We start from the raw sequence: 18,412 nt of genomic DNA, 5'->3' as shown, positions 1-18,412 counted from the left end.
CCGGTGTTCGCGTTGCTGGAGGTCGAGTTCGCGTCAGTGGCCTGCGAGCCGCCGGAGCCCGAGCCGCCGTCCGACTGCGAGCCACCGTCCGAGGAGGAAGAAGACGAGGACGAGGAGTTCTGCGAGGACGAACCGTTCGCGGAGCCGTCGCCGCCGCAGGCAGTGAGCGAGAGGGTGGCGGCGACGCTGATGGCGGCGAGAGCGGTGAGGCGGGTGTACTTCACGGTGTTCCCCAGGAGTAGCGCGGTGCGTGCGGTCGGAAGTATTTGTATCTCGCACCGAGTCACAGGCGGTCCCCCGCGACGTCTTCGTTCTGTCACAGGCGTATCGACCTCACCGTCCGCCAAGACGTCATCGCACGCCTCCTGAAGAGTCCCGGACCAAGCACGCCTGCCCGCGGTCCGCCGCGTCCGGCTGTGCCCGGAGTCGTCGGCATGTACAGCAGTGACGACGGCCTCCACCAGGTCGTGGACGGCGGTCCTGTCGTCCACGTACGCCTCGCGACCGAACGGGCACCGTTCGCGGCACCGGTCTTCGAGCCGACCCACGTCGAACTGAAGGACGCCTACCCGAATCCGAGGTGGACGCGGCCGCGCCTGTGCACAGGGAGCGGGTGCGGCGCTGCGGATCACTGTGCTCGTGCCGGCGGTGACCGCGTCGACATGTCAGCGGAACAGGCGGAAGAACCCGCGCACCTGCTTGACCAGCGACTCCGGCTGCTCCAGCGCGGCGAAGTGGCCACCATGCGGCAGCTCCTCGAACCAGCGCAGGTCGGTGAACCGCAGCTCGGCCTCCCGCCTCGACGGGCGGGTTATGTCGCGCGGGTAGACCGACAGCCCGGATGGTGCGGTCACCTTGTCCCGGAAGTTGGCGAAGCTCTCCCAGTACAGGCGCGCCGACGACGTGGCCGACGCGGTGAACCAGTAGACCGAGATCTCGTCGAGGATCGTCTGCCGCGACAATGCGTCCTCGGGATGGCCGTCGTTGTCCGTCCACGCCCAGAACTTCTCGGCGATCCAGGCGGCCTGCGCCGCCGGGGAGTCGGTGAGGCCGTAGCCGAGCGTCTGCGGCCGGGTCGCCTGGATGGCCGAGTACCCCCGGCCGGTGCGCTGCATCTCCTTCTCGGCCTCGAGATTCGCCAGCTCCGCGGGCGTCGGGTCGTCGAACGTGCCCGCCGCCACGGATCCCAGGTTCAGGTGCACGCCGGCGACCCGCTCGGGCGCCACCTCGCCCAGCACCGCGGACACCGCCGAACCCCAGTCACCGCCCTGCGCGCCGTACCGTTCGTAACCCAGCGAGACCATCAACGTGTCCCAGGCGCGCGCGGTGCGAGTGATGCCCCACCCGGTCGTCGACGGCTTGTCACTCCAGCCGTACCCGGGCAGCGACGGCGCGACCACGTGGAACGCGTCCGCCGGGTCACCGCCGTGCGTGCGCGGGTCGGTCAGCGGGCCGAGGACCTCCAGGAACTCGAGCACGGAACCCGGCCACCCGTGAGTGAGCACGAGCGGGAACGCGTCCGGCTCCGGCGAGCGGACGTGCAGGAAGTGGATGCCCAGCCCGTCGAGCGTGTCGCGGTACTGCGGGAACACGTTCAGCCGCTCGGCGAACCCGAAGTCGTAGTCCTCGGCCCAGCTGCGGCAAAGCTCCTGCGCGTACGCCAGCGGCAGGCCCTGTGACCAGTCGTCCACCGGCTCGCGCTCGGGCCACCGTGTCCGTCGCAATCGTTCACGCAGGTCCGCGATCTCGGCTTCGGTGATGCTGACCTCGAACGGCTCGGCGGACATGGCAAGGCTCCTTACTGGTCAAGGCGTTATCGGATCAGATGCAGGTGGACCGTCATCGCGGGCTCCCACGCGTGGCCTCGGGTTCGGGGCGGCGGTCGGCGGTAGGGCGCCGGGTCAGGCTGAGGACGAGTCCGGCCAGGGGGAGTGCCGCGAGCACGGCGAGGGCCACCGGCACCGGCACGATGCCGGACAGACCCGCGACAGCGGCCGGACCGATCCCGCCACCCAGGGCGTTCATGAAGTTGAGCAGGCCCTGTGCGGTGTCGCGGTCGTCCGCGGCGACCAGGTCCGGCGCGAGGCTCACCAGTACGGCTTGGGCGCCGGCGAACCCGCACACGGTCAACGCCGTGCCGACGACAACCGGGATCGGCCCGGTGAGGATCGCGACCACGAGCACGCCGACGACGGTGAGCGCCGCAAGCCCGGCCGACACCTGCCAGCCGGTGAACCGGTCGGTCAAGGTGCCGACCAGCCGCCCGGCCAGCACCGAGCAGGCGGCGGCCGGGACCAAGAGCACGCCGGCTTCCAGGGGGCCACCGCCTGTGGCCTGCTCGATCAGGGACGGGGCGCGGAAGAGTACCCCGTAGTAGCCGGCGAAGACGGTCCCGCCGATGAGCCCGGCCGCCAGGAAGCCGCGGGATGCGATCACCCGCCGAGGCACGAACCCGTCGGGCGTGCTTCGCACGCGCCACCACAGTCCCACGGCGGCGAGCGCCCCGGCGGCAGCCACGACGAGCGTGACCGGAGCGGGCAGGCCGACCGAGTGTGCCTGCAGCAACGTGATCAAGGAGACGGCGAGTACCGACAGCACGGCCGCGCCGACGATATCGAGTCGCCCGGTCGAGCCGTTCCGCTCGCCGCTACCGCTGCGCGTCAGCGCGCGCCTACTCGGCAATGCGGCCAGCAGGAGGGGCAGCGCGAAGAACGGGATCGCGAGCACGGCACGCCACCCGAGCCACGCGGTCACCGCCCCGCCCAACAGTGTCCCGCACCCCGACGCCGTCGCGCTGGCGGCCGCGATGATTCCCAGGGCGCGGATCCGTTGCCGCCCGGGAAGGGCGGTGGCCGCGGCAAAGACGGCGATCACGGTCGCGCCCGCCCCGGCGCCGCCGATCAGTCGGCCGACGATCACGACGGACAGCGTCGGCCCGGCTCCGGCGAGCACGGAGCCCGCGGCGAGCGCCACGACCCCGGCGACGAGAACCTGGAAGGGGCTCCAGCGGACCAGCAGCCGACCCGCGACCGGCATCGCGAGCGCGGAGGTCAGCGACCACGCGGCGAGAATCCAAGCGGTGGCCCCGAACGGCACCGCGAGTGCGCGGCCGATGGCCGGCAGGGCCACCGACGGCGCTCCCAGTGCCACGTACATCGGCAGCACCAGCAGCCCCAGAGTCAGCCCCAGCCGACGCCCGTCCGGGGCGTCGGTTCGCTCCGGTGCCGGGGCCCCTCCGGACGGGATCGCCTGCGGCGTCGTCCCCTGCCGGGTATGTTGTGACACGCTAAACCTCCTTTGAGTGTAACGTTACGGAGCGGTGAGGAGACACGTCAAATGCAGGATGCGTATGACAGCTCATGGGCGGTCCAGACGGCCGTCGACCTGGCCAACACCTTGAGGCCGATCAAGGGGGAGGACGCGCTCGAGACCGTGGAGCAGCTCCGGCATTTCCTTGACGACCATCCCGCGGCTGAGCCTCCGAGTTCGGCCGCGAACCAAGGGACCGGTCCGCGGCATCTCACCCGCGCCGACCTGGCGGAAGTCCGGGCGTTGCGCGAGACGGTACGTGAGGTGCTCGAACGGGCGAACACGGACGCCGACGAAGCCGCGGCTCTGATCAACGACGGTCTGCGTCGCAGCCGCGCCACCCCGGTACTGCGCCACGAGGACGACCGCTGGTGGACCGAGGTGACCTCCGACACCGACCGCTGCTCGGCGCACCTTGCCACGACTACGCTCAGCGCACTGGCCTCCGTGATCGCCACGCTCGGTCCCGCTCGTCTCGGCGTATGTGCCGGGCCGACCTGCCGGGCCACTTTCGTGGACCTCTCGCGCAACGGCTCGAAGCAGTACTGCACCCGAACCTGTGCACACCGGGCCAGCGTCGCGGCCTACCGGAGCCGGCGCAGCCCGCGTTGAGCGCCGGCACCTGACCCTGCCAGGCCGGCTCCGGGGTTTCGTCCGAGCCCGCCTTCGACGAACTCGTTCGGGCCTTCGAGGGCTTCCTCGCGATGCGATCTGCGTCGCAGCGAAAGCCGCAATGCAGGCGCGGGACCGCAAGATCTCCGTTCCGATCGTCCAGGGCGCAGCGCGAGCCTGGTATCAGTGCGACAAGGCGCGTGCTCTCCGTGCGTATCCCGAGCCGGACCGACTGACGTCTGGGTGATCGCCTACGGTGCCTACGTCGATCTGCTCCACACCGACTACGCTTCCCGAGGTCTCTTGCCCTTCGGAAGCGACGACGGCGCAGCCCTTACGCCAGGGGAGCTCAAGGCGGGCCTCGACCGGGACAGTGGTCGCTCGGGAAGCCGCCCTCCGGGCCCGGTAGCGGTGGCCAACACCTCTTCACCGTCCCGGCTGCCACTCCTCACCCTGTCGTCAACCGATCCCGAGCTCAAGCGGTCAGCGCATCACCGCTGTTCAGGAGGTCGGCGTAGACCTCTGCCGGAGTGCGGCAGTCGTGAGTCCTGCGCGGACGGTGGTTCAGTTCGCAGGCAATGGCGTCCAGGTCGGCTTGGTGGAAAGTGCGGAGGTCCGCGCCCTTGGGGAGGTAGTGCGGAAGCAGCCGGTTGGTGTTCTCGTTGGTGCCGCGTTGCCATGGGCTGCGCGGCTCGCAGAGGTAGATCGGCATCCCTGCGGTCGATCGCCTGGCGCCGGCGAGGGTCGCAGAGCGAGAGGTGGATCGCTTCGTGCGAGATCTGCATGGATGTGTCACCAGGAAACTGCCGTCGCGGCCAGCCCGCGATCTGCTCGGGCGACCGGCACAGGGCCGGCCCGGCCTCCACCAGGGCGCGCAGAGATGCCCGTTGGGCGAGCTTGGCCTGCTTGGGCCGGCGCCCAAGTGAATCGCCCCGCTATCGATTCCCGCATCTTGATCCGGCCAGTAGCGGCGACGTTCCAGCAAGCAGCTTCAGCGCGGAGATCGACCTTCTCGAAGGTGAAGTTGACCCCCGTGGCTGCATCCTCGGGCTGGTGCTTGAACTCGATCGTGCACTTCTCTCCGGGTTTCGAGACGATCCACACGCGCCACTTCGCCGGATCTTCCTCGCTGCGCGGGGAGCTGGTGACAGTTGAACAGGAGATCCCATGAGTGGCGTGGTGTGGTCCGCGACGGTCGGTCCCCGAGCGCGATCGCCCTCGGGCACTGCCGGTAGCGGGGGCTGACCCCACCGTCGATCAACCGGACAGCCGGATGGTCGGGAGAACGCCATGTCGGCGACCGTGGGGCTGCCCCGAGCAAGTCGCCTACAGAGAAGGCAGGATCGTGCGCATTGCCACGGCCATCGCCGCCGCCCTGGCCCTCGCCGGCCAGGCCGCGCCGGCCGGCACCGCCCACCGGCCGACCACCGACGGAATCTGGCGTATGGACGGCTACGGCACAGTCCTATCCATCCGGAACGGAACATTCCAGGAGTACCAGACCACCGCCGTCAGCTGTCGCAAGGGCGATTCCGCGCAGCGGACCGGCCCCGGCACCTACACCATGCCCGACGGCACTGTCCTCACCGTGCGCACCCAAGGCGGCAGCGACCGCGGGTACCTGCGGGCGGACGGCTCCGTCGGCGACCGGAACCTGCGCCGTATCCCGGAGTTGCCCGACGCCTGCACGCGTCCGGCCCCCAAGGGTCCGCTCGCTTCCTTTGACGTCTTCTGGCAGTCCTTCGAGGAGAACTACCCCTTCTTTTCCGCCAAGGGCATCGACTGGCACGCCGTACGCGACCGATACCGCCCCCGGGTACACGCTGGGACGACGAGGGACGAGCTCTACGCCGTCTTCAGCGAGATGGTCAAGCCGCTCTACGATGCCCACGTTGCCGTCCAGGACGGCGATCGCGTCTTCGCACAGGTTCGCCCCGGCACCGTCGTACCCACCGAGGAGCTGGACACCAAGGTCAAGAAGTTCATCGTGGCGCGCGACCTCAGGAACGCCCGGAACCTCCAGGACTTCGCCCACGGGCGGATCACCTACGCCGACCTCCCCGGCGGGCAGGGCTATCTGCGGATCTCCGGCTTCGGCGGATACGCGGGCGACGGCGCCCCCTACGCCGCCCGGCTGGCCGAGCTCGACAGGGCGCTGGACACGGTCCTCAGCCAGGAGCGCACCCAGCGCCTGAAGGGCCTGATCATCGACCTGCGGATCAACGGCGGCGGCTCCGACGCCCTGGGAATCCACATCGCCGAGCGTCTCACCGACACCTCCTACCCCGCCTACTCAAAGCGGGCCCGCAACGACCCCGCCGACCCCACCCGGCACACCCGCCCCCAGCCCGCGTATGTCACGCCCGCCCAGGGACCCCGTTACACCGGGCCGGTCGCCGTGCTGACCGGCGGCTCGACCTTCAGCGCGGGGGAGACCTTCACCCAGGCCCTCATGGACCGGCCTGACAAGACGGTCCGGATCGGGCAGCCCACACAGGGCGTCTTCTCGGACGTCATGCAGCGCAAGCTTCCCAACGGCATGTCGGCCTGGCTGCCGAACGAGGAGTTCCTGACCCGGTCGGGGAGGACCTTCGACGGCACGGGCATTCCGCCGCACCTCAAAGAGCCGGTCTTCACGAAGGAGGAGTTCGACAAGAAGAGGGACTCGGCGTTCGACAGGGCTCTGAACGTCCTGCGGAACTACGGCGGTGCCACGGGCTGACGCAGGAGTAGCGGGCCTGGGGACGACCCGCTGGAGATCACGGAAAGTCACCACCACGCTCAGCAGCACCGACAACTCGCGACAGTCGAATACGCGAGCCCACCAATAACGGGGCCGGCTTCCGCGCACGGGCAGTCGGCGGTCACCATGCATTCCCCGGCAGGCGATCTTCTCGTACAGGGGGACTTTCCGGCCTGTCGGGCGGGGCCGGACCGGCTGCACCGCCTTGTTGAGTCACGGATGGAACCGCCACCGGCCTTCAGAAATGACATCCACCTCGCCGCCCCTGACGCGAACGGCCGTCTCGTCGTCGATGAAGTAGACCGGGAAGTCAGCCCGCGCAGCGATGCGATCGGCCCAGGCGTCGTCCCGCTCGGGGAAATCCGGTGAGTACAGGTGAGGCTTGAGATACCAGTCGAAGAGGCCGAACGGCGGCTCCACGGTCGTCGCGCCGAGCACGTGGAGGTCCATGGTGTCCCCGATGACGTCGGCAGAGCGTCCGGTGAGATTACGGCTGAAGATCATCGATCCGGCGCTGAACCCCACATAGACCCGGCTCTCCAGCGCCTCCAGGAAGCCGTCGGCCAGGCCGTTGCCGGTGATGCTGCGCGCGAGGTGGTAATGGCTGCCGCCCCCGACATAGATGACGTCGGCGTGGAGCAGCCGGTCGAGCACCATTCGCCGGGGCAGGCCATTCAGCTCCAGGACGTCGAACTCCCGCCAGCCGAGGCCGTGCAGCCGGTTCATGTCCGCGACGAACCATCCATGGTCCCCGGGCTCGGCGACTGATGCCGTGGGAACGTACACGACGTTCGCCGATGCGAACGGCCTACCCAGCATGTCGCGCAGCGCATCCCGCTGCGTCCCGTTACGCAGACCACTCGCCGTCAGCAGAAAGTTCATCGGGCGAGCCAAGCACGACTCACGGGGCCTGCGCAACGAACCCAGGATCCACCAACACCGTTATGGCACGGCCGCATCAAGACCGGGCGCCTCCACGACAGGTGACGAGCTGCGCTGAGGTGACCCCGGTGGTGCGGACACTCTGACAATGGATCTTGCGGATCCGAGGAAGGGTGTCCTGGTGGGACGTCGGTCTCCGTATCCGGAGGAGTTCAGGAACGATGCCGTCGCGTTGCATCGGGCGGCGGGTGGGAATCGCACGTATGCGGCGGTGGCGGCGGATGTCGGGGTGACCGGTGAGGCACTGCGCAGCTGGGTACGCCAGGCCGACGAGCAGGCAGGTCGCGATCACAGCCGCGGCGAGCAGAACACGGAGAGCCAGAGCGAGGAACTGGCCCGGTTGAGAGCCGAGAACGGTCGGCTGCGCAAGGCGGAGAAGGAGTGGGAGCTCGAGCGGGAGATTCTGCGGCGGGCGGCGGCCTATTGCGCGAAGAAGATGAAGTGAAGATTCGCCGCTGGGACTTCGTCTCCGTTCACGCCGAGGCCTTCGGCGTTCAGCGGATATGCCGGGTCCTTCAGGTCTCGCGCTCCGGGTACTACCGGTGGCTTGCCGGCGCGAAGGCCCGCGAAGAGAGGCAGGCCGCCGAGAACCTGCTTGTCGCGGAGATCCGTGAGGTTCACACCGCGCACAAGGGAACGTACGGGGTCCGTCGCATCCACGCCGGGCTGCGCGGCTTGGGGCACACCGTCAATCGCAAGCGGGTCGAGCGGCTGATGCGGCGGCACGGAGGTGGCACGTCCCGCAAGCGCACAGCGTCCGGCCGGACAGACAGCCGGTGGTCCCGAAGCAGTGGGGGATGCTTGACCGGGCCTGGCCCGGGAGCTGGCCGAGGCTGCCCGAACCGGCGTTCCTGCCCGCCCGCTGTCGAAACGGTTCCCGCGCCTGACCCGGGAAGACGCCTACCGCATCCAGCGGATCGACGTGGGGGAGCGGGTTTCGGCAGGCGCCCGGATCGCCGGCCACAAGATCGGCCTGGCCTCGGCCGCCATGCAGGAGCAGATGGGCATTGGCGAGCCCGACTCCGGAGTGGTCCTCACCAGCATGGTCGCCGCCAGCGGATCCCGGCTGTGTCCGGCCGACTTCATGAACCCCCGGAGCGAGACCCTGGCCGGGTCGGTCCACGCGAGCCTCCCGCTCGCCCCCGGCACCCACCTCCGGGCGACCTTCACCCGGCTCCCTCCGGGAACGCCTCCTCACCCAGGCCGGCCAGACCTCCCCACCCGGCCACCGATCGTGATCGAGGCGCCAGCCATCCCGTTTGCTGGTGGAAGCGTTCTTACCGGCACACCGATACGCAAGTGCAGCGAGCGCAACCTGACGGGTGCCGAGTCAGGACACAAGCAGAGGCGAGGCCAGATCATCTCCACCCGGCGGCTGCTGCGACCGATGGAGAGTCGTACAGGTCCACCGTCTCGATTCCCAAATCGCCATTGAGGTGCAGCCGATGGCCGTTCTGCTGGAGGGTGCGTGCCATGCACGGGGACCGCGTCGCCCAGCTGCCCTCCGGGCCCATCGATCCCGTTGCCGCGCTGAGTCCCCTGGAACGACTTCGTTTCGCTCATTGGCGTCCAAGGACCCTTGCCGTTCGCCTGTTCCTGGATCGTGTACGTCCCGTCGATGGGTCCGTTGTCATCCTGGGACGTCCAGCTGAGAACCTGCGGACCGGGAGCCCATGCGCATTCTCTTCCTTGTGTGAGATGACAGTGACTTCTTCATGCCCATATTCAGATCAGCCTCCCCCCTCAGCTCAACGGAGATGACCGACGAGGAGGCGGAACGGCCCGCAGCCTGACGATCCTCGCGCCGTCGCAGAGCAGGATACGGCGGCGCGCGTGGTATGCCTTGCGGGCTCAACTGGGCCACGGAAAGGTGCTTTTGCCCTCCGGGCACTGGGACGAGCTTGGACGCTGGCAGGCGGCTTCCGCCTGGACCGACTTGTAGCGCACGGTCCGCATCGCCCTGCGTCGCGCCACCGAGGACGAGTTGGTCGAGCTGATGTCCAGCACTGTCGTGGACCAGCACGGCGCCTTCTGTCGGCGCGCTCCGCGGCTGGCTGATCATCTCGCTGACACACGGCGACCGTTTGCGTGGCAGGGTCGGCAATGATCGAGAACGGCATCAGCGAGGGGGCGTTGCATGGACGCCCGGATGTGGAACGGCCTGGTCGGCGTGGTGAAGGAGACGTACACCGCATCACTGGCCGAGGGGATCGTGCCGCGGCCGGCCGTGATGCCGTTGGTGCGGCGGCGAGCTGGTCGGGCTGATCTGGGTCCGCCCGCTCAAGGTCGGCCAGGACGCGCTCGCCGGGATCGCGGAACTCGCGAACATTGCCGCGGCGGCCGCCGCGGACGGCCTCGCGGGCGTAGTCGGTGAGGTCTTTTGGTCGGCGGCCCGGGGCCTCCTGGAGGTGGATCTCTACCTCGCCGTCGACCGGCGGCCTCTCGCCAACCAGTGTGCCGGTGTCGGCCTCGGGCACGCCCCGGGAGCTTCGTGACTACTTCAACCGTCGGCGGATGCGTTGCCGTGCCAAGAGCGCCGAGACCGTGGGCGCGATCGCGGGGCGTGCATCGCGGCCGGAGGCTCAGGAACCAGCCACGTTTGTGGGCGCGGTCCAGCCGGTAGCCCGGATCCACTCGACCAGGTCCAGGGTGGCCGGCTCGATCGAGCGCACCACCGCGAGGTCCGAAGGGTATTCCGCCGCCTTCGCGAACTCGCGGAACATCGCCTTGTCGAGGTCGTTGGGAAGCACGCTCAACGGGAGGGCCTCGTACCGTGCCGGGAGCCCGGCGCGCGCGCCGAACGCCGCGGCGATCTGGGGGCCCGTCAGCTCGTCGCCGACGAGCTCGACGGCTCCGCCGGGCGCCTGCGCGGTGCCGAGCAGGAGCGCGGCGGAGACCCGGCCGATGTCCCTGACCGAGATCATCTTCAGGGCGACGTCCTTTGGCAGCGGCAGCCTCAGCACGATCTCCCCATGCTCCAGGCTCGGTGCCATCACGCTCACGAAGTTCTCCATGAAGGCGGTCGCGCGAACCATCGAGGCCCTGAGGCCGGACTTCCTCAGGTACTCCTCGATCGAGTGCTTCGAGTCGTGGTGCGGCACACCCGACTCCCGGTCCGCTCCGAAGGCCGAGTTGAACACGACGTGCGGGACGCCCGCCTCGACCGCCGCGTCGACGAGCGCGGTACCGATGCGGATCTCCGCCTCGACCTCTTCGAGGCTGTTCGCCTCCGGGGTCATGAAGTAGAACCCCTCGACCGTCGCCAGCGCGGCGGCCAGCGACGCCGGGTCGTCGGCCCGGATGGCCGCCAGCTCGACGCCGCGGGCGGCCAGCGCCTGAGCCCGGTCGGACTGCGGGTTGCGGACCAGAGCCCGCACCCGCGCCTTGTGGTCCAGCAGCGCGTCGACCACCGCCCCGCCCTGTTGCCCCGTCGCGCCGAAGACTGCGATCGTGCCGGTCGTCTGTGTGCTCATCGCTGCCACCCTTCACTAGTTCATGGCATGAACGAAATTAGTTCACGGCATGAACGTCGTCAAGGTGCGGGTGTAGCCGGACCTCACGGTGTGATGGGTTGGTTCGAGGTGGGCGAAGAGAGGTCCGAGGTGTCCACGATGGCGGTGGCCACGCGCTCGAAGTCGCGCTGGTCGTCGGCGTCGAGGTTCCTCGCGATCTCGGGCAGGCGCTTGGCGACCTCGGCGTAAAGGGCCTCGGCGAGCACCTTCCCCGTGGGCGTCGCGCTGAGCATGACGACCCGTCGGTCCTGCGCCGAGCTTGCCCGGCCGACCAACTCGCGCCGCGCGGTGCGATCGACCAGCTGGCTCAATGCGTTCTTGGTCATACCCAACGACGCGGCGAGGTCAGCCATCCGCCGCGGCTCGTTCCTGACTGCGCAGAGCAGCGTGGCCTGCGAGGGGGTCAGGTCGAACTCGGCGCAGACCTGCGCGTACTTGCGTTGAATCACAACCGAGAGCCAGAAGAGCTTGTCGCCATAGTCCACGCCGACCTCCCCGGTCCGATGACGAACGATCAGCCTACGCGTCGCGGGCCGGCAGTCCGCACTGGGCGGCCTTCTCGGCTCGGCCATTGGTATTCGTCCCACAATGTGGGTGATGACGATACCGCTGGCCGCCTCCTGGCTGGTCCTGGCGTTGAGCCCCGCAGGCAAGGTGCGCGAACTGTCGCTCACCGTGGCGTCAGACCGTCCTGGCCGGACACGTGTCGGTATCCTGACGATCTCCAATACCGAACGAGTGTGCGAGTTTGAAGTTTGCTGCCGCTCCCTGTCCGGCTGACTTCAAGACGGAAGGACACCTCGTTGTGTTCCAGACACAGACGGGTTCCGGCCCTCGCCCTCGGGCTGTGCACGGGCATACTCGGCGCCGGTCAAGGGTCTGCTGTGACCGGCACTCCACTGCCCACGGCTTCGGCCGCGCCCACGACCCTCGGCACGCACCCCCACGAGGCGTCGCAGCAGCACGCCCTCGGCGGGCTCGGGGGCCGCCGGTAGTACCCATGAGGTGGTGCGCGGCGGCCTGTTCATCCTGCTGGCGGTCGCGGGTCCTGCGGCGGCCGGAACGGCCGTGATGATGCTGTCCCGCTCCCCGCTCCCTGCTTCCCGCTCTCCGCTGCTCAGCGACATGTCGGGCGGCCAGGAAGCGGCCGATCAGGCCGGTGAGGGCTGGAACAGCGCCGCACGGCTGGAGGGCACGGGCTGAAACGGCGCCCGGAGAGCTGTTCGCCCTCGATCGGCGATCGCGAACTGCGGGGTGCCCGCGGGCGCTCTGCCGGCATGTGGCAACGTCATCGGCATGTCGTGCCCCTTCTGCCGGCTCATCCGTGAAGACAGCGCCCAGTGGGTGGCCCGCGCGCCGTCCACCTGTGCGTTCACCCCTCTCAACCCTCTCGCTCCAGGGCACACCCTGGCGATACCGGCATCTCACTACGCCGATGTCTTCGACACCCCCGCCGAGGTACTGGCCGAGACCGTCGAACTGGTCCAGCGACTGGCGCACGCCATGCGCTCCGCATTGAACGCAACCGGAGTGAACGTCCTCAACGCGAGTGGGCCAGGATCGGAGCAGTCGGTGCCTCATCTGCACTTCCACGTCGTTCCGCGGTGGCCGGACGACGGCATCTCCACCTGGCCGACCGGCCAGTCCCAGCATCAGTTCGCCGGTGACCCAGCCACACGACTCGCCCACGCACTGGCCGCTGAGAAGCGTCCCAGAAGCTGAGCCAGGACCGGAGTCCACTCGCTGCTCACGGGCGCCCCACGCGGATCCGCGGCGGGTGCGGGGCCGATGAGGACAAGAGGGAGGCGCCGGGTACGGGGCCGATGAGACCAAGGGGGAGGCGGCGGGCCTCCCGCTGCGCCCTCTTGGTGCCTCACGGGTTGAGCGGGTATGTGACGGAAGATCATCACGAAGTGGGCGGCAGCCTATGGCGAGGCGGTTGGCGCAGGCGCTCTTGTTCAGTGCCGCGTCGACCGGGACTTGCACGCTCGTCGGGGCGAGGCAGCGCCCGGACGTGCAAGGCCCTCACGCCGGAACTAGTATCGGAACCATACTAGTGCTGATTTACGCCTACCCCGTGCAGGGAGTGCCATGTCCGGCAGCGAGAACCACGTGACCTTCAGGCACGGCCAGGAGTTCCTGGCCGCCATCTCGGAGCGCTGGAACTACCAGATCCTGCGCGAAGTGTTCTTCGGCGTCGGTCGATTCGGCGAACTCAAACGGGCGCTGGGTATCTCGGCGAACATTCTGACCGCGCGACTCAACAGTCTGATCGACCTGGGCCTGCTCACCAAGCGCGCCTACCGCCAGGACAAGCCGTGGTACGAGTACCAGCTCACGGACAGCGCCCGGGAACTCGTCGTCCCCGCCATCGCGGCCGTCACACGCTGGGCCGAGGTCCATGCGAGCGACGGCGACGGCACGCGTCACCGGTTCCTGCACACAGTGTGTGACAGCCCCACCAATCCCTACCTCGCGTGCAGCAACTGCCACCAGCCGGTCGAGGCGTCGACCCTGCGCCCCCTGCCGGCCGAGCAGGGTGACGCGGACGCGGCGAGCGTCGGCTGACTGCTGCGGATCGGACGTGATCCAGGCCATGAGAGCAATGGTAGCGTTTCAGGACTAGTGCGAATACGCTACTAGCCAGCGGCCGAGTCGTGCCGCGCTCCGACTGCTGGGAGGACGATCATGCCGACCACCCCGAACCGGATCGAAGGCATCGCCGAGAGGCTGATCCCCACGTCACTGGGCCTGATCAACGTGCGCGTCGGCGGGCGCGCTGACGGTCGGCCCATGGTGTTCTGGCCGAGCCTGATGATGGACGGCACCATGTGGGAGTACCAGTACGAGCACTTCGCCCCGACGCACCGCGTCGTACTCATCGACAGCCCCGGACACGGCAAGTCCGACGCGCTGCGGAAGATCATCGACCTGAAGGACTGCTCCACCGTCCTCGTCGAGATCCTCGACGCGCTCGACATCGGCAAGTGCGTGCTGGTCGGCAACAGCTGGGGCGGCATGCTCGCCGGCGTCTTCCCGGCCTACCACCCGGAGCGGTCCGCGGCCGCGGTCGGCATCAACTGCACCGCCTCGCTGCCCACGACGTTCGAGAGCATCTGGGCCACCGCTCTGGCCGCGTTCCTGTCGCTGAACTCGACGATGCCCGCGCTTGCCGCCAAGGCCGCGCGCCGCGCGTTCGCCGGGCCGAGTGCGGAGGCCTCGAACCCCGAGTTCGTCGAGTTCACCAAGGTCGTGCTCCGTGACGACCCGAAGTCCGTGGCATGGGCACTACGCAGCATCCTGATCGGCCGCAAGGACGAACACCGCCGCCTGAACACCATCAAGGACGTGCCCGTCCTGATCATCGCAGGCGAGGAGGACAGCCAGTTCCCCGTGCACGTGGTCCGGAAGATGGCCGACGCCATCCCGGACAGCGCCTTCCGCGTCCTCAAGCACACCGCCCACCTCGCCGCGCGTGAGAACCCCGCTTCGGTCAACGCCGAGATCGACGCCTTTCTCGCCGCCCTGCCCACCGCGGCCTGACCACGACGGAGTGGACTACGCCATGGCGAACACGGCACACCCGACGAACGTCCCCGCCTGGGTCCTGAAATTCATGGACGCCATCGACACCCTGTCGTTCGACGAAGGCTTCGCACCGCTCACCGAGGACACCGACCTGTACTTCGGCACCGCGCACATCCACGGCGTCGAAGCCATCAAGGCGTTTTTCGTCAAGATCGACGGGCCGTTGCACATCACTCACGAGGTACTGGAGTTCTGGACCGCGGACAAAGGCGTCAGGCTGCTGCGCGGCGAGGCGACGATGGCCAAGAAGAGCGAACCGGACCGCGTCGTCCGCGCCCCGTTCACACATATCTTCTACCTGGCAGAGGGAGGACCGCTCCGCATCCGCGAACTGCGCATCACCGCAGGTCCGCTGGAGACCCATGCGGTCATGTGACCCCCTTCGGCACGCAGTGCCCCGTCCTCCGACCGTGAAGAGGGTGGCGGCCCTGCCGAGCCCCGGCGACAGAGGCACCCCGCGGCACCGGGCCCACCCGCTGACGAACGAGCGGCTCGGCGCGCCCGAAAGACTCGAACGACGGGCTGCGGGACGTGCTCATCGGGGCCCGGGGCGGCGCCGACCAGCCCGACCAGGTCGTCATCCGCCGCGCACGCATGCTCGTCATGAACCGGATGACCGTCGTCAAGGACGGCCGCACCCTGGGCTCTGTCACCACCTTGCGCGACCGCACCGAACTGGCGGAACCGGAGCGGAAGGTCGGCTCCTTCCGGAGTTCCTCCGAACTGCTGCGCGCCCAGGCCCACGAGTTCGCCAACCAACTGCACACCGTCTCCGGGCTGATCCAGATCGGCGAACACGACGAAGTGGTGCGGCACATACGTGCGTTGAACCAGCGCCGCCAGTCGCTGGACATGACCCTCGCCAGCCGCGTACGCGACACCGCGATCGCCGCGCTGCTGATGGCCGAGTCCTCGCTGGCCGCCGAGCGCAGAGTCGCCCTGCGTATCTCCGCCGGCACCGCACTCGACCGCCTCGTGGCGGAGGACGCGGCCGATGTCGCCACGGTGGTCGGCAACCTCGTCGACAACGCGGTGGACGCCGCCGCCGTGCATCGCGTCGGCGACGACGAGGCATGGGTCGAGGTGGAGCTGCGGCAGGACGCCTCCAGCGTGGAGATCGTGGTCCGTGCCGCTCGGAGGGACTGCTGCAGGGTGCCCCGTCCGCTGCCTCCACGCACCGCTCACGAGGAACACTCACACCGGGTAGTCAGTGTCGGGGCGGGGCCGGGGTGGTCAGGTGGCTCGTCCGCTCAGTCGCCGATCGCTATCCCCAGCCAGGCGTCGGTGGGGTTCGCTCCGATGTCTGAGCCGAGGAAGGAGAGGGCTCCGGTGCCGGTGATCTTCCCGCCGGCGGCTTTGAGTGCTTGTGCTCCTCCGTCGTCGGTGTTCTCGCCTCTGACGCCGATGCCGAGGTCGTCCTGCCCGTCGTTGTCGAAGTCCAGGAGGGTGACTGCCGATCCCATCTCGTCGTCCTTCTCCGGGGTTCCGACGGTCTCGTTCTGCGAGAACGACTGCGACCCCGCTCCGGAGAGCCCACCGGAGGTGCCGTAGAGGACGGTGGCCATGCCCGCGTCGGTGACGGATCCGATGGATTCACCGACGACGCCGACGGCCACGTCCGCGAAACCGTCGTTGTTGATGTCTCCGGCCGCCACGGCGAACCCGAAGCCGTCGTCCTTCTCGGGCGCGCCCGCGACACCCGCGCTGTCCTGACTGATGACGGTGCTGCGGGAGGCCGAGATACCATCGGCGCCGCCGTAGTAGGCGAACCACCCGGCCGGCAGAGTCGACGCCGTTCACGGGTGCGTAGTTGTCGCCCAGGATCACGTCGGCGTGCTTGTCCCCGTTGACGTCACCCAACGCCAGCCATGCCAGCCCCCTCCACTCGCCGGCCGTGACCACGGCCGCGGGTGATGTGGCGAGTCCGCCGGCGCCGCCGCGGAAGACGCGGACGTCGGTGGACGACGGGCCCTCGTAGTCGTCGGTGACGGTCGCCAGATCCGCGTAGCCGTCGCCGTCGACGTCACCCGCCGCGATGTCCATGAGCCGGTTCTGCGGCGCCTTTGCCACCGGGCCCGGGACGGCCGCACGCGAGGCGTTGAAGGAGTACGTGAAGTAGGAGCGCTTGCCCTCCGCGGTGACGACCAGTTCGGGGCGGCCGTCGCGGTTGAAGTCCCCCGCCGCCATCCCGTCCCCGAAGTAGTCGTGCGCGTCTTGCTGTCCGGCGGGAATGCTCAGCCCCACGCTGCTGCTTGACAGGCCCGAGGGACTGCCGAAGATCACGGTTACCAGCCCCGCGTTGCTGACATCGAGCTTTTCGAACGGGGCGCTCACGGCGAGGTCGGCGTAGCCGTCACAGTCGAAGTCCGCCGAGGTCAGATCCCACCCGAACCCGTCCCCCGTCTCCGCGGCGCCTGGGACTCCCGGGCTGTCCTGGCTGATGACCTGGCGCTTCGCGGTGTTCAGGCCGGACGCCGATCCGTAGACCACCGCGACGTAGCCCGCGACTTCCACCGCCCCCACCGTGCCGTGCGGGCCGCCGGTGGCGAGATCCTGGTAGCCGTCGCCGTTGAAATCGTACGGCTTCGCCGGTCCCGCCGTCGTCGCCCCGGGCCGGTCCGTCAAGCCGGCATCCGCTGACACGGGCGCCACGGGGAGCGCGGCGCCCGGCGAAGGCTGGGCGGTGGCAGTGGGGGCGCTCAAGAGCGCGGCGGCTGAGATCACGCCCACCACTGCGACCGACGTGGCGACCCTCCGGATGTGTCCCACGGATAAGGCCTGTTGCGTACTCGTGACTGTCATGGTGCCTTTTCCTTCTCCTGAGCTGGGTCTCCCGTCGCACGAGTGCTCGTGGACCTGCACCATGCGCGGCGCATCTCCTTCTTGCCTGATCAATCAGGGCGTTGCCGAAGATACGGGCATGCCTGATGTGTCACATCCCGCAGCCGTATGATTTTCCGCTCCACCCAGCACATCAGTCGGGTAGACCACGGCGGTACCCAGGGGCGCGGAGTTCCCCGAACGCGATAGCTTGACGCGGCACTCGCAACTTCCTGGGCCGGTACGCCTGCACCCGACTGCCGGCAGATCCCGGACGAGCAACCGGCCATGGACCAGGCCCAGCCGTCCGGCGTGCGTGTCGTCTTCCGCAGCCGCGCCACGCGTGCAAGATCACGGTCCAGCGGGAGGACGGTCTTCCGCGTACGCCCGTAGGGAGTGTTGGCTACAGCCCGACTGGCGGGTCGTCCTCACGGTGCACGAGATGCAGCGGCTCGGCCGCGACGCCGGCCGTGCCGCCGCGGAGGCACGGCTTGACGCCGGGCCCCCGCCGCGACCGCGGCAGCCGCTCCGGCACCGGGGAGGAAACGCCGGCGACCGACGTCGGCCACGCGCACCTCCTCGGCCGGCGCCGCGATTCCTTCCCTCACCGCGGGCATCGACTCGTGATACGCCTTCTCGCTCGCCGGTGAGACGGACGCGAACTGTGCGGGGTTCAAGGCGACGGGTCCGGTGGATCAGGGGCTTCCGCTTGTTCATCCTGAAGGGCTGATCCCGCTGCTGTGACCGCGCTTGAATAGCCGTTCACGTCGAGGGGCCCCACTCTTCGAGCGGGGGCCCCCCCCGGGTTCGGATTACCGTGAAGGCCGGGGGGAAATATTGGGGCGGGGTGTTTTTGAGTGCCAGAAAATCAAGGCGGGGGCGGTGG

At 69.0% G+C, this 18,412-nt stretch carries 15 protein-coding genes and 4 pseudogenes; 10 read left to right on the top strand and 9 right to left on the bottom strand.

Going from position 1 to position 18,412, the window contains the following annotated elements; translation table 11 throughout:
* From ACFC02_RS36055 to ACFC02_RS36045, 3 genes and pseudogenes are all read right to left on the bottom strand, one after another.
* A pseudogene (locus ACFC02_RS36055) lies at positions 1 to 224 on the bottom strand (hypothetical protein); the annotation flags it as partial.
* Positions 225 to 665: 441 nt separating this feature from the next.
* Positions 666 to 1,787, bottom strand: coding sequence for an epoxide hydrolase family protein (locus tag ACFC02_RS36050; RefSeq protein ID WP_376366368.1), 1,122 nt, complete (start codon positions 1,785 to 1,787; stop codon positions 666 to 668).
* A gap of 52 nt (positions 1,788 to 1,839) precedes the next feature.
* Positions 1,840 to 3,285 (bottom strand): MFS transporter, encoded by a 1,446-nt coding sequence (locus ACFC02_RS36045; RefSeq protein ID WP_376366366.1) that lies wholly within the window; start codon positions 3,283 to 3,285, stop codon positions 1,840 to 1,842.
* Positions 3,286 to 3,336: 51 nt separating this feature from the next.
* On the opposite strand from ACFC02_RS36045, the gene ACFC02_RS36040 reads away from it, so the two are divergent.
* Positions 3,337 to 3,921, top strand: coding sequence for a CGNR zinc finger domain-containing protein (locus ACFC02_RS36040; protein ID WP_376366364.1), 585 nt, complete (start codon positions 3,337 to 3,339; stop codon positions 3,919 to 3,921).
* Between the two features lie 475 nt (positions 3,922 to 4,396).
* On the opposite strand, the pseudogene ACFC02_RS36035 reads toward ACFC02_RS36040, so the two are convergent.
* Positions 4,397 to 4,636 (bottom strand): annotated as a pseudogene (locus tag ACFC02_RS36035) (transposase); the annotation flags it as partial.
* 630 nt (positions 4,637 to 5,266) lie between these two features.
* On the opposite strand from ACFC02_RS36035, the gene ACFC02_RS36030 reads away from it, so the two are divergent.
* Positions 5,267 to 6,643, top strand: a complete 1,377-nt coding sequence (locus ACFC02_RS36030) for a S41 family peptidase (RefSeq protein WP_376366362.1) — start codon at positions 5,267 to 5,269, stop codon at positions 6,641 to 6,643.
* Between the two features lie 234 nt (positions 6,644 to 6,877).
* Here ACFC02_RS36030 and ACFC02_RS36025 read toward each other — a convergent pair whose 3' ends face one another.
* Positions 6,878 to 7,546, bottom strand: a complete 669-nt coding sequence (locus ACFC02_RS36025) for a Type 1 glutamine amidotransferase-like domain-containing protein (protein WP_376366360.1) — start codon at positions 7,544 to 7,546, stop codon at positions 6,878 to 6,880.
* A gap of 181 nt (positions 7,547 to 7,727) precedes the next feature.
* On the opposite strand from ACFC02_RS36025, the pseudogene ACFC02_RS36020 reads away from it, so the two are divergent.
* Positions 7,728 to 8,332 (top strand): annotated as a pseudogene (locus ACFC02_RS36020) (IS3 family transposase); the annotation flags it as partial.
* Between the two features lie 1,856 nt (positions 8,333 to 10,188).
* Here the strand turns inward: ACFC02_RS36020 and ACFC02_RS36015 are convergent.
* Positions 10,189 to 11,079, bottom strand: a complete 891-nt coding sequence (locus ACFC02_RS36015) for an NmrA/HSCARG family protein (protein ID WP_376366358.1) — start codon at positions 11,077 to 11,079, stop codon at positions 10,189 to 10,191.
* Between the two features lie 83 nt (positions 11,080 to 11,162).
* Positions 11,163 to 11,603, bottom strand: a complete 441-nt coding sequence (locus tag ACFC02_RS36010) for a MarR family winged helix-turn-helix transcriptional regulator (RefSeq protein WP_376366356.1) — start codon at positions 11,601 to 11,603, stop codon at positions 11,163 to 11,165.
* A gap of 112 nt (positions 11,604 to 11,715) precedes the next feature.
* Between ACFC02_RS36010 and ACFC02_RS36005 the strand changes: the two genes are divergently transcribed.
* The 7 genes and pseudogenes from ACFC02_RS36005 to ACFC02_RS35975 form a co-directional block, all read left to right on the top strand.
* Positions 11,716 to 11,898 carry a hypothetical protein gene (locus tag ACFC02_RS36005; protein WP_376366354.1) on the top strand — a complete coding sequence of 61 codons (183 nt, stop codon included), beginning with the start codon at positions 11,716 to 11,718 and terminating at the stop codon, positions 11,896 to 11,898.
* Between the two features lie 228 nt (positions 11,899 to 12,126).
* Entirely contained in the window at positions 12,127 to 12,321 is a 195-nt protein-coding gene (locus ACFC02_RS36000) for a hypothetical protein (protein WP_376366352.1), read from the top strand.
* Between the two features lie 93 nt (positions 12,322 to 12,414).
* On the top strand, positions 12,415 to 12,840 hold the full coding sequence (locus tag ACFC02_RS35995) for an HIT family protein (protein ID WP_376366350.1): 426 nt from the start codon (positions 12,415 to 12,417) through the stop codon (positions 12,838 to 12,840).
* A gap of 369 nt (positions 12,841 to 13,209) precedes the next feature.
* Positions 13,210 to 13,686: a winged helix-turn-helix transcriptional regulator gene (locus ACFC02_RS35990; protein WP_376366348.1), complete on the top strand. Its 477-nt coding sequence runs from the start codon at positions 13,210 to 13,212 to the stop codon at positions 13,684 to 13,686.
* A 120-nt stretch (positions 13,687 to 13,806) separates the two neighbouring features.
* Positions 13,807 to 14,661, top strand: coding sequence for an alpha/beta fold hydrolase (locus ACFC02_RS35985; protein ID WP_376366346.1), 855 nt, complete (start codon positions 13,807 to 13,809; stop codon positions 14,659 to 14,661).
* A gap of 22 nt (positions 14,662 to 14,683) precedes the next feature.
* Positions 14,684 to 15,082, top strand: a complete 399-nt coding sequence (locus ACFC02_RS35980) for a nuclear transport factor 2 family protein (protein WP_376366344.1) — start codon at positions 14,684 to 14,686, stop codon at positions 15,080 to 15,082.
* Between the two features lie 146 nt (positions 15,083 to 15,228).
* Positions 15,229 to 15,838 (top strand): annotated as a pseudogene (locus ACFC02_RS35975) (sensor histidine kinase); the annotation flags it as partial.
* 118 nt (positions 15,839 to 15,956) lie between these two features.
* Here ACFC02_RS35975 and ACFC02_RS35970 read toward each other — a convergent pair.
* A complete protein-coding gene (locus ACFC02_RS35970; protein WP_376366370.1) occupies positions 15,957 to 16,322 on the bottom strand; it encodes a hypothetical protein in 366 nt (121 codons plus the stop codon).
* Positions 16,300 to 17,508 carry an FG-GAP-like repeat-containing protein gene (locus ACFC02_RS35965; RefSeq protein WP_376366342.1) on the bottom strand — a complete coding sequence of 403 codons (1,209 nt, stop codon included), beginning with the start codon at positions 17,506 to 17,508 and terminating at the stop codon, positions 16,300 to 16,302. Before ACFC02_RS35965 ends, ACFC02_RS35970 begins: the two co-directional genes overlap by 23 nt.
* Between the last annotated feature and the right edge of the window lie 904 nt (positions 17,509 to 18,412).

This window comes from Streptomyces sp. NPDC056160 (genome assembly GCF_042268205.1).
Taxonomy (GTDB): Bacteria; Actinomycetota; Actinomycetes; order Streptomycetales; family Streptomycetaceae; genus Streptomyces.
Note: the sequence above shows the minus strand (reverse complement) of the source record. Positions and strands in the feature narration are given on the sequence as shown.